Genomic DNA, 9,925 nt, shown 5'->3' on the forward strand with positions numbered 1-9,925 from the left:
CCTAACTCGTCGAGCACGACCAGGTCCATGCGCACCAGACTCATGGCGATGCGTCCGGCACGGCCCTGGCTCTTCTCATGCTCCAGGGCATTGACCAGATCGACCGTGGAGTAGAACCGCACTCGCTTGGCGTGCCGGGTGAGCCCAGCAATTCCCAGCGCCGTGGCCAGGTGGGTTTTGCCGGTGCCTGGGCCGCCGACCAGCACCACGTTCTGCGCATCCTGCGTGAACGAGAGGTCCGCCAGTTTCTGGATCAACGCGCGGTCGACCGGCGCGACGGTGAAGTCGAACCCAGCCAGGTCGCGGTGCATCGGGAAGCGTGCCGCCTTCATCTGGTGGGCGATGGAACGCATCGCCCGATCAGCATCTTCAGCCTGCAGCAGGTGCTCCACCAGCCAGCGTGATGCAGCCAAGGCCGTATCGCCGCCTTGCTCCGTCAGATCGGCCCAAGCCGTGGCCATGCCGTTGAGCCGCAGCGCCTTCAGTTGGGCCTGTACATCGATGGAGGTCTCACGCATGGCCCACCTCCTGCCCGCCTAGATGATCCTGGTGGGTGGGGCGCAGCCGGTCATAACGCGCGGTATCGGCCTTGGGCGCCTGGGTGAGTTGCAAGGACGTCTGCGCCTGCGCCGGCGTGGCCGGGTTGTTCAAGCGGGCCAGCACGTTGCGCACGTGTTCCACGCTAATGCTGCCGCTGGGGGTCCTGCCTTCGAGTACCAGCTCGATGGCCACCAGCACCGCTTCCAGCCCGGCCTGCGGCACCACGGCCAGCACCTGTGCCATGACCCGGTCTCCTCCAGGATGCCTGAGCAGCGACTGGCGCAAACGCAGCAACGGCGCCGGCAGGTCCAGGAACGGCGTGCCGTTGCGCAAGGCGCCCGGTTTGCGCTGCACCAGGTCGATGTAGTGCTGCCAATCGTAGCTGGTCTGGCCGCTGCCCGGCAGCCGGGCGTGACTCGCGACGATGGCGTCCGCGGCCGCCACATCGATTCGCTCGGGATAGACGCGGGTGCTGACGATGTGGCCGGCCCACTCGCACGGCACGGAATAGCGGTTGCGAGCGGCAGCCACCAGGCAGGTGCTGCTGACCCGGGCCAACCGTTCGACGTAGCCGTCGAAGGGGGCCGGCATGGACATGAGGTGAGGCTTCTCCAACTCCCACATCTCGGCCACGGTGAACTGCCGATGGATCGGGTGCGTGGTGTCGCTCCACACCGAACGACATCGCTCGCTCAGCCAGGCATTGAGTTCGATGAACGAGCCGAAGCGACGGGTCGCGGCTTCGATCCAGATGCGCCTGCGGCTGTCCTGCACGTTCTTCTCCACCACCCCCTTCTCCCAGCCCGAGGCGACGTTGCAGAAGTCGGCATCGAACAGGTAGTGACTGCACATGGCTGCGAAGCGCGCGTTGACGGTGCGCTGCTTGCCACGCTGCACCTTGTCCACAGCGGTGCGCATGTTGTCGTAGATGCCGCGTCGGGTGACGCCACCAAGTGCCTGGAACGAGCGTGTGTGCGCGTCGAACAGCATCTCATGGCCCTGGCTGGGGTAGGCCACCAGCCAGAAGGCCCGGCTGGCGCACAGCTTCAGGTGCGCCACTTGCACGTTGTAGAACACACCGCCGACGAGCATGGCTTCGACGCTCCAGTCGAACTGGAAGGCCTCGCCCAGCTCGAAGCTCATCGGAACGAACGCCTTGGCCGGACTGGCTGCGGACTCCACCCGCCAGCGCCGGATGTAGTCGGTGACGGCGCTGTAGCCGCCGCGATAGCCCTGGGCCTGTATCTGAGCAAACAAAGCTCCGCCGCTGCGCCGTCCCTGCTTGGGGCGATGGCTGTCGGTCGTGAGCGCTTGATGCAGGATCGGCTCGAACGCAGTTAGCTTGCCATCGAGCTTCACCCGCTCGTACTTCGGCACAACATCGCCGGGCGCCTTGAGCCACTTCTTGACCGTGTTGCGCGACAGGCCTGTGCGCTTTGCGATCTCGCTGAGAGAGAGTTGGTCGCGCAGCCTCATGCGCCTGACCTTGCCAATCATGTCCATGGTGATCACCTTGAATCCCCTGCTGAAATTCTCAGCAGGTCAGTGGAACACCCTGGTCAATATTGGATTGGCACTTTGCGGTTTAGCTGGTCAAGATTGCATCGGCACCAACAGACTTAACCAAACAGCCTCTGCAAAAACCGGGGCGATTCAGGGTGATTTTTGGCGTATTGCAGCGCGGCCAGCAGGGTGCTGACTGTTTTTTGCGCCGAAGTCAGTGCAGTTTCCATTTGCGCGGAAACCACTCACGATTGAATTACAGCCTGTGTCGGAGCACCAAGCTCCGCAAAGTTGCTGATCTTCACCGCCCCATCGGGAAACCGTGCAATGACTTCCAACTCGCCCCCCATCGCTTGGATGTGGCTGCGTAGCGTTGAAAGATACATGTCTGTGCGCTTTTCCATCTTGGCGATAGAGGGCTGCTGCACATGCAGTACATCCGCCAGCATCTTTTGCGACAGCCCCCGAGCTTGGCGCAGCTCGTGCAGTGGCATTTCGTTCAGCATGGTTTGCGCGAGTTCAGCGGCTTGAGCGCGCGCTTGAGGGCTCATTGCAGCCCGCAATTCAGAAAACTTCTTAGCCATCTATTTCTCCTTCACGGCGCAGCTGGTCAAGATGCTCGTCATACAACCGATCAGCGATTGGCACATGCACTTCGTACCAGCGGTCATCACCCGTCTTATCGCCGCCGATCAATAAAATTGCCATTCGGCGAGGGTCAAAGGCATACAGCGTGCGAAACGGCCGCCCGCCGTGCTGCGTGCGCAATTCGCGCATGTGCCCGTGGCGAGAACCGTTGATACCACTGCTGTGGGGGGTGTCCGAGTGAGGGGCCACGCTCTTCCAGCAACGCTACCGAAGCTGCCAAGGACACTTGCTCCTGTTCAGACAAACCTTCCCACCACGCTTCAAACTCATCGGTGTACTCAACGTCCCAAGACATAGTTAAATATAGCCCCCAAGGAATATTCCGTCAAGGGAATGTATATCGGGCTGGTTGATCAAACATCACTGCACTGTGTTCATAGCGAATGCTCGGCCCACGCCTGCATCATCGCGCGCCGCTTCTCCAGCATGTCCCCGCGTCGGTAGGCTGCCTCCACCTTGTTGCCCACAATGTGCGCCAGCGCCATTTCCGCCATTTCCTGGGGGTAGTCGGTGGCTTCAGCTGCCCAGTCCCGAAACGAGGACCGGAAGCCGTGCACGGTGATGTCGTCGCGCTTCATGCGCCGCAGCACGGCGGTGAGTGTCATGTCGGAGAGGGGTTTATGGTCACGCGTGCTGGGGAAGACGATGTCGGTATCTGCCAGCTTGGTGTCCTTCAAAGACTCCAGCAGTTGCATAGCAGCATCCGATAGCGGTACGCGGTGCTCTTTCCCGGCTTTCATGCGTTCGCCAGGGACGGTCCACAGTTTGTGCTCGAAGTCCACCTCGTACCAGGCCATACCGCGCACTTCGCCTGAGCGGGCGGCGGTGAGGATGGTGAACTGCAGAGCCAGTGCGCCAATGCCACTTTGCTGGCGCAGCTCGGCCATGAAGGGTTTCATGTCGCGCCATGGCAGTGCAGCAAAGTGCTTTGATTTGGCAACTTTGGAGCGTGCGGGCAGCAGTGCGTCGAGGTGGCCTTTCCAGCGGGCGGGGTTGTCTCCCGTGCGGTACCGGTGCACGGTGGCCCAATCGAGCACAGCTTCCAAGCGCCCCCGCAGGCGCGATGCGGTTTCTGCCTTGGTGTGCCACACCGGTTCAAGCACACGCATGATGTGCGCGGTTTCAATCAGCGCGACATCCATCTTGCCGATGATGGGGGCTGCGTAGGTTTGCAGCGTGTTCGTCCACTGGTCGGCGTGCTTGGCGTTCTTCCAGCCCGAGCGGTGTGATTCGATATAGCGCTCAGCGCAACTGTCGAACGTGATGGTTTTGGCTTGCTCGGCACGCGCCACGGCAGCGGCTTGGTGCTTGACTTGCATGGGGTCGATACCTTGGCGCACCTGACGACGCCAGGCCATGGCTTTGTCACGGGCATCGGCCAGGGAGACTTCGGGGTATGGCCCCAGCCCCGTCCAGCGCTCACGACCGTTGAAGGCGTAGCGCAGAATCCAGGACTTGGAGCCCCCTTCGGTGACTTTCAACCACAGGCCGGCACCGTCGCCATGCAGGCCCGGCTCCTTGAGCCTGGTAGCTTGCAATTGAGTGAGTTTGTTGGCTTTGACCATGGGTGGAGTTCGACGGAGACGAGACCCAAATTTTGGCCTCGTTATACGGAAATGTATACGGAAAAAACACAAGATTGAGAGATGCCATCAGAAACCCCGCGAAACAACAAAACGCATAAGCCATTGTTTTTATTGGGTTATTTTCTGATTTCTTGAGATTTTCTGACGCAAAGTGAAACCCGGGTTCGACTGCCACAGTCTCCGCCAGAACACCAAGCAAAACGGGCCTCACGGCCCGTTTTGTCTTTTTGCCCTCCACGCACCCCGTTGCTGGCAGTGGCCGGCTTTATCGCCCTTCACAGGGTCCTTGCCGATGTGCTCTCGTACCATTCCTTGCTGTGGTTGACGATGTGCACCACCAGCAGCATCACAGGCACCTCGATCAGAACCCCCACCACCGTGGCCAGGGCTGCGCCCGAGTTGAAACCGAACAGGCTGATGGCTGCCGCCACGGCCAGTTCGAAAAAGTTCGATGCACCAATCAGCGCCGATGGGCAGGCAATGTTGTGCTTCTCGCCCACCACGCGGTTGAGCCCGTAAGCCAATGCGGAATTGAAGAGCACCTGTATCAGGATAGGGACTGCCAGCAGGGCAATCACCAGCGGTTGCTTCAGGATGGCGCCGCCCTGGAAAGCAAACAGCAGGACCAGCGTTGCCAACAGGGCCGCGATGGACCAAGGACCGATCCGGGCCATGGCGGCATCCAGGGCCGCAGGGCCGCTTTTCAGGAGCCAGCGGCGCAGCCACTGCGCCAGAAACACTGGCACCACGATGTAGAGCACCACCGAGGTGAGCAAGGTATCCCAGGGCACCGTGATGGCCGAGAGGCCGAGCAAGAAGGCAACCAACGGCGCGAAGGCGATCACCATGATGCTGTCGTTGAGGGCCACTTGCGAGAGGGTGAACAACGGATCGCCACCGGTGAGCCTGCTCCATACGAACACCATGGCCGTGCAAGGGGCCGCCGCCAGCAGGATCAGGCCGGCAATGTAGCTATCAAGCTGGTCGGGCGGCAACAGCGGCGCAAACCAGTGACGGATGAAGAGCCAGCCCAGAAAAGCCATCGAGAAGGGCTTGACCAGCCAGTTCACGAAGAGCGTGACGCCGATGCCCTTGACGTGCCTGCGCACTTCGCCCAATGCGGCGAAATCCACCTTCACGAGCATTGGAATGATCATCACCCAGATCAGCAGGCCCACCGGCAGGTTGACCTGCGCCACCTCCATGCGGCCCACCGCCTGGAAGACATCTGGAAAAAACTGCCCCAGGGCGATGCCTGCAACGATGCACAGAAATACCCACACCGTCAGGTAGCGCTCGAACACGCTCATGGGCGCGCCGGCGGCTTGCTTGGCGGTGGTTTCACATTGAACGCTCATGGGGGCTTTCAGCGCGTGGCCAGATCACGGGCAGTGGTTTGCAGCACTGCCTTCTCCAGCTTGTCGCTGGGCAGGTTGATCAAAAGCTCCAGGCGCTGGTGGAGCATGTGCAGGGTCTTGCGGAAGGCTTCGGTTTTTTCCTGGTCGGTCCCGTCCCCCTGGGAGGGATCGGGATAGCCCCAGTGGGCCGTGGCAGGATGGCCGGGCCAGATCGGACAGACCTCGCCGGCGGCGTTGTCGCAGACGGTGATGATCAGATCCATGTGCGGAGCATCGGGCTGGGCGAACTCGTCCCAGCTCTTGCTGCGCAGCCCTTCGATGGGGATGCCCGCCTTCTGCAGGAGCTGCAGACCCAGGGGATGGGGTTGCTGATCCCGACTGGGGCTGCTGCCGGCCGAATAGGCCTTGAAGCGGCCCTGGGCCATCGAATTGAGCAGTGCCTCGGCCAGGATGCTGCGCGCAGAGTTGTGCGTGCACAGGAACAGCACATTCAGCGGTTTGCTGGTGGCCGCGGTGGAGGGGACGGACGCGCAGCAAGCAGATTTCTCTGCGGCAGCGGGCGTGCAGCAGGTCGAACGTGCATCAGCCGCATCGGGAGCGCAGCAGGTTGAACTGGCGCTACCGGAGTCGCCGGCGCAGCATGCCGGTGCCCCTGCCTCGCGGGCGGGTGCCGGGGCGCAGCAGGCGCCTGCGGCTGGTGCACCATTCGCTTCATTGAACACAGGGATATTACCCAGTGTATGGAAATGCTCCCAGGCGATGCCTTGCGGATCGGTGATCCAGTGCTTCTCGCTGCGGGCATAGCAGCAGGTGGTGGCGCCTTCGTCCAGCAGCGCCATGTCGGCCGACTCCGCGCGTGCTTTCAGTTGCGCCAGTTCGGCCGCGTCGTCCACCTGGAAGCCCAGGTGATCCAGCCCGGGCTTGCTGCCCCGGGTGGAGATCGCGAAGTTGACACGCGGATCATCCAGCATCCACTTGGCGTAATCGGATTCGACACGCACGGGCTCGGCTGCAAAAAGCCGTGAATAGAACGCGATGCTCTTGGCAAGGTCGTCGACATGCATGTGGACGTGGAATCTCTTCATGGTGTTTTCCTTTTTCAGCAATCGCAGGACGTTGCTGCGGGCGCCAGGCAGGCAGCCCCTTCGCAACAGTTTTCGGTGAGAAAGCCCAGCAGCTCGTTCATGGCGTCGAACGAGGCGCGGTAGACCAGATTGCGCCCCTGGCGCTCCTGGGTGACCAGGCCCGCGTGGGTGAGTTCTTTGAGGTGAAACGACAGCGTGTTGGGCGCTACCTCGAGCTGCTCGGCCAACGCGCCGGGCGTGAGCCCCCTGGGCCCCGCCACCACCAGTGCGCGGAACACACGCAGCCGCACCTCCTGGGCCAGGGCGGCAAGCGAACGGACGGCATCGATTTCACGCATGCAACAACTATACAACGATTATTGAATTATCGTAAAGTGCGGGCTTTATAGTTGTTGCCATTCGCCGCTCCCAAACCGCTCAGAAACACCATGCCTTCTTCGCTTGCACTTCTCGACCACCCCACCAAATACCTTTTCTTCACAGGCAAGGGCGGCGTGGGCAAGACCTCGGTATCCACGGCGGTCTCGATTGCGCTGGCCGACAGCGGCAAGAAGGTGTTGCTCGTGAGTACCGACGCGGCCTCCAACCTTGACGAAATGCTGGGCATCACCCTGAGCAACCACCCCGTGGCCGTACCAGGCGTACCGGGACTGCAGGTGCTCAACATCGACCCCGAGGCCGCCGCGGTGGACTACCGGGCCCGCGTGATCGCGCAAATGGGGCCGCAGGCGAGCGAGCAGGACATTGCCACGGTGCGCGAGCAGCTGTCTGGCGCATGCACCACCGAAATCGCCACGTTTGACGAGTTTTCCAGCCTGCTGTCACGCGCCGGCAATACGTATGACCACGTGATTTTCGACACAGCGCCCACCGGGCACACCCTTCGCCTGCTGAGCCTTCCCAAGGCATGGAGCGGCTTCCTCGACGGCAACGACCGCGGCGCCTCATGCCTGGGCCCGCACTCGGGCCTGAAGATGCAGGAACAGCTCTTCAACGAAGCGCTGGCCGCGCTCAACGATGCCACGCTGACCACCGTGGTGCTGGTGGCCCGCCCCGAAAAAGGCGCGCTCGATGAGGCCGCCCGCACTTGCGAGGAACTGCGTGCGCTGGGCCTGACGCACCAGCGTCTCGTGGTGAATGCCGTGTTCAAGAGCAGCAATGCACAAGACCCGATTGGCACCGCGATCGAGGCGCTGGGGCACAAGGCGCTCGATGAAATGCCCGCCGCATTGCGCCAGCTGGCCACCGACCGCATTCCGCTCAAGGCGGTGGATTCGGTGGGCCTGCCCGCGCTGCGGGCCCTGCTGTCCGCGAGCCCCGCCCCAGCCGCAGGCAGCGTGGCGCCCCCCTCGCCCGACCCCGCGCACCACCGGCTTGCCGAACTGGTGGCCGAACTGGCCCAGGGCGAGCGTGGGCTGATCATGGTGATGGGCAAAGGCGGGGTGGGCAAGACCACCATTGCCGCCGCCATTGCGCTGGGCCTGGTGCGCCACGGCAAGTCGGTACACCTCAGCACCACAGACCCCGCCGCGCACCTGGCTGTGACGTTGAACGCCGACATCCCCGGCCTCAGCGTGGGCCGCATCGATCCCAAGGTGGAAACCCAGAAATACGTGGACAAGATCGTGGCGTCGCGCGCAGCCACGCTGACCGAGGACGAAAAAGCGCTTCTCATCGAAGACCTGCGCTCGCCCTGCACCGAAGAGGTGGCCGTCTTCCACGCGTTTTCCCATGTGGTGGCGCAGGCCCGCAGCGCGTTCGTGGTGCTGGACACCGCCCCCACCGGGCATTCGCTGCTGCTGATGGATGCCACGGGGGCTTACCACCGCCAGATGCTGCGCGAATTCGAAGGCAAGGGGGCCGCACGCATCGTCACCCCCTTGATGCGCCTGCAAGATGCCGACTACACCCGCATCGTGCTGGTCACGCTGCCCGAGGCCACCCCCGTGTCGCAGGCCGCGGCGCTGCAGGACGACCTGCGCCGGGCCCACATCGAGCCCTTTGCCTGGGTAGTCAACAAATCGCTGCTGGCCACGGGCACCGCCGACCCCCTGCTGCAGGCACGCCTGGACAGCGAACGCCGGCAAATGGCGCGCGTAGCGGCCCATACCAGCCACACCATCACCGTGGTGCCCTGGACGGCTGAGCCGCCCATCGGGCCGGACGCCCTGGCACGGCTGGGGTGACGCCTGCGCGCACCGGGCAAGCCCGCTCGGTCCGCTCGGTCCGCTCGATTGCGCGGCTGACGGAGTAATTGCGCACCTGTATGGCGAGGCGCTTGCTGGCGCACTGTGTGGCCAGGTGCCGACTGGCGCGTCCCGTCGCTCGGGCTCCGCTGACCGCAAGGGTACGTTCCAAAGCCCACCGCATGACCGACCGCAGCGTGCAGATGCCAGAAATTGGCGTGGTGGCGCGGCCTGCGGCGCATCAGGCCCGATCGCGTGCCTTGCGCCCCCCCATGAGCAAAAAACCCACCGCAAGCCCTGCCGCAAAAGCTCCATACACCACCGCCAGGGAACGACGCGAGAGGCGGTGCTCGAAACCCGGCGTGAGCCGCTCAGGGGTGAGACGAAAATCCACGAAGCAGGCCACTGCGCTGGTGGCGATGCCTGCAACCGCCACATGCGCAGGCTTGCTGGCCGGCTTGCCGTGCAGGGCCCAGGCCAACAGCGCACCCCAGAAAACCGAAGCGCCGTGGTGGATGAGATAACCCAGCACCGTGTGCCGGACATCGGCCCCCTGGCGATAGAGGGCCTCCTCGCGCCAGCACCAGTGGCTGACCGCATTGAGGGTGGCGGCCGGGCTGCCGGTCTCGCGCTGCCCGCAAAGCACCAGTGCCACGGCCGAGAAAACGCTGGCCAGCGAGCCCGCAACCACGGACCGCACCACAGAGAGCTTGAAGGCCGATTTCATCACCGCAAGTGTGTGCTGCCCGACAACAACCCCGCTGTAGGACAGGCGCGCAGGAACCCGCTGGCGCCGCTCCCCACGCCCTGGCGCCGGGGCTTGCTCATGCTGGCGCGAGCCGCAACCCATGGCGCACACGCCGACGGCTCACCAAAAACAGCTCTGCAGGCCTGGGTGCCGCTTTCCGCCCCCGTTACCTGTGGTGACAACTCCCCCGCCCTGCGCACGCTAAGGTGTCGCGAGTCGTGGCGCCCGGCCACCATTACCTCAGGAGAAACTACCCATGCCGATGCCCCGA

The 9,925-nt window shown here is 63.4% G+C and carries 10 protein-coding genes and 2 pseudogenes; 2 read left to right on the forward strand and 10 right to left on the reverse strand.

All coding sequences use genetic code 11. From position 1 onward, the window contains the following. Both ACDELDRAFT_RS14895 and istA read right to left on the reverse strand, forming a co-directional pair. The coding region (locus ACDELDRAFT_RS14895) for an ATP-binding protein (protein ID WP_005798246.1) at window positions 1-518 on the reverse strand (518 nt) is incomplete at its 3' end. Then, on the reverse strand, window positions 511-2,043 hold the full coding sequence (gene istA / locus ACDELDRAFT_RS14900) for an IS21 family transposase (RefSeq protein ID WP_005798247.1): 1,533 nt from the start codon (window positions 2,041-2,043) through the stop codon (window positions 511-513). The genes istA and ACDELDRAFT_RS14895, both read right to left, overlap by 8 nt. Between istA and ACDELDRAFT_RS25135 the strand changes: the two genes are divergently transcribed. After that, the gene (locus tag ACDELDRAFT_RS25135) at window positions 2,042-2,239 is read left to right on the forward strand and encodes a hypothetical protein (protein WP_198403253.1); all 198 of its coding nucleotides are present in this window, start codon (window positions 2,042-2,044) and stop codon (window positions 2,237-2,239) included. The genes istA and ACDELDRAFT_RS25135 overlap by 2 nt on opposite strands. A 49-nt stretch (window positions 2,240-2,288) precedes the next feature. Here the strand turns inward: ACDELDRAFT_RS25135 and ACDELDRAFT_RS14905 are convergent, their stop codons facing one another. The 7 genes and pseudogenes from ACDELDRAFT_RS14905 to ACDELDRAFT_RS14935 form a co-directional block, all read right to left on the reverse strand. Next, the gene (locus ACDELDRAFT_RS14905) at window positions 2,289-2,627 is read right to left on the reverse strand and encodes an XRE family transcriptional regulator (RefSeq protein ID WP_005798251.1); all 339 of its coding nucleotides are present in this window, start codon (window positions 2,625-2,627) and stop codon (window positions 2,289-2,291) included. Further along, window positions 2,620-2,986, reverse strand: a pseudogene (locus ACDELDRAFT_RS14910) (type II toxin-antitoxin system RelE/ParE family toxin). The gene ACDELDRAFT_RS14905 and the pseudogene ACDELDRAFT_RS14910 overlap by 8 nt, the downstream one beginning before the upstream one ends. Window positions 2,987-3,065: 79 nt before the next feature. After that, entirely contained in the window at window positions 3,066-4,256 is a 1,191-nt protein-coding gene (locus ACDELDRAFT_RS14915; protein ID WP_005798254.1) for a tyrosine-type recombinase/integrase, read from the reverse strand. 296 nt (window positions 4,257-4,552) lie between these two features. Beyond that, window positions 4,553-5,635, reverse strand: a complete 1,083-nt coding sequence (arsB, locus tag ACDELDRAFT_RS14920) for an ACR3 family arsenite efflux transporter (protein ID WP_005798255.1) — start codon at window positions 5,633-5,635, stop codon at window positions 4,553-4,555. Between the two features lie 8 nt (window positions 5,636-5,643). Continuing rightward, the gene (locus ACDELDRAFT_RS14925; RefSeq protein ID WP_040329389.1) at window positions 5,644-6,129 is read right to left on the reverse strand and encodes an arsenate reductase ArsC; all 486 of its coding nucleotides are present in this window, start codon (window positions 6,127-6,129) and stop codon (window positions 5,644-5,646) included. A gap of 105 nt (window positions 6,130-6,234) precedes the next feature. Beyond that, window positions 6,235-6,720 (reverse strand): annotated as a pseudogene (locus ACDELDRAFT_RS14930) (ArsI/CadI family heavy metal resistance metalloenzyme); the annotation flags it as partial. 14 nt (window positions 6,721-6,734) lie between these two features. Next, on the reverse strand, window positions 6,735-7,058 hold the full coding sequence (locus tag ACDELDRAFT_RS14935; RefSeq protein WP_005798258.1) for an ArsR/SmtB family transcription factor: 324 nt from the start codon (window positions 7,056-7,058) through the stop codon (window positions 6,735-6,737). A 90-nt stretch (window positions 7,059-7,148) separates the two neighbouring features. On the opposite strand from ACDELDRAFT_RS14935, the gene arsA reads away from it, so the two are divergent. Further along, window positions 7,149-8,906: an arsenical pump-driving ATPase gene (gene arsA / locus ACDELDRAFT_RS14940; protein ID WP_005798260.1), complete on the forward strand. Its 1,758-nt coding sequence runs from the start codon at window positions 7,149-7,151 to the stop codon at window positions 8,904-8,906. 241 nt (window positions 8,907-9,147) lie between these two features. On the opposite strand, the gene ACDELDRAFT_RS14945 is transcribed toward arsA, so the two are convergent. Beyond that, window positions 9,148-9,633: a hypothetical protein gene (locus ACDELDRAFT_RS14945; protein ID WP_005798261.1), complete on the reverse strand. Its 486-nt coding sequence runs from the start codon at window positions 9,631-9,633 to the stop codon at window positions 9,148-9,150. Between the last annotated feature and the right edge of the window lie 292 nt (window positions 9,634-9,925).

Source organism: Acidovorax delafieldii 2AN (assembly GCF_000175235.1).
Taxonomy (GTDB): Bacteria; Pseudomonadota; Gammaproteobacteria; order Burkholderiales; family Burkholderiaceae_C; genus Acidovorax; species Acidovorax delafieldii_B.

What these genes read in the sequence shown, in the direction of transcription:
- ACDELDRAFT_RS25135 (WP_198403253.1), top strand. Translation starts at nt 2,042, where the DNA reads ATGGTGATCACCTTGAATCCCCTGCTGAAATTCTCAGCAGGTCAGTGG.
- istA (WP_005798247.1), bottom strand. Translation starts at nt 2,043, where the DNA reads ATGGACATGATTGGCAAGGTCAGGCGCATGAGGCTGCGCGACCAACTC.
- ACDELDRAFT_RS14905 (WP_005798251.1), bottom strand. Translation starts at nt 2,627, where the DNA reads ATGGCTAAGAAGTTTTCTGAATTGCGGGCTGCAATGAGCCCTCAAGCG.
- ACDELDRAFT_RS14915 (WP_005798254.1), bottom strand. Translation starts at nt 4,256, where the DNA reads ATGGTCAAAGCCAACAAACTCACTCAATTGCAAGCTACCAGGCTCAAG.
- arsB (WP_005798255.1), bottom strand. Translation starts at nt 5,635, where the DNA reads ATGAGCGTTCAATGTGAAACCACCGCCAAGCAAGCCGCCGGCGCGCCC.
- ACDELDRAFT_RS14935 (WP_005798258.1), bottom strand. Translation starts at nt 7,058, where the DNA reads ATGCGTGAAATCGATGCCGTCCGTTCGCTTGCCGCCCTGGCCCAGGAG.
- arsA (WP_005798260.1), top strand. Translation starts at nt 7,149, where the DNA reads ATGCCTTCTTCGCTTGCACTTCTCGACCACCCCACCAAATACCTTTTC.
- ACDELDRAFT_RS14945 (WP_005798261.1), bottom strand. Translation starts at nt 9,633, where the DNA reads ATGAAATCGGCCTTCAAGCTCTCTGTGGTGCGGTCCGTGGTTGCGGGC.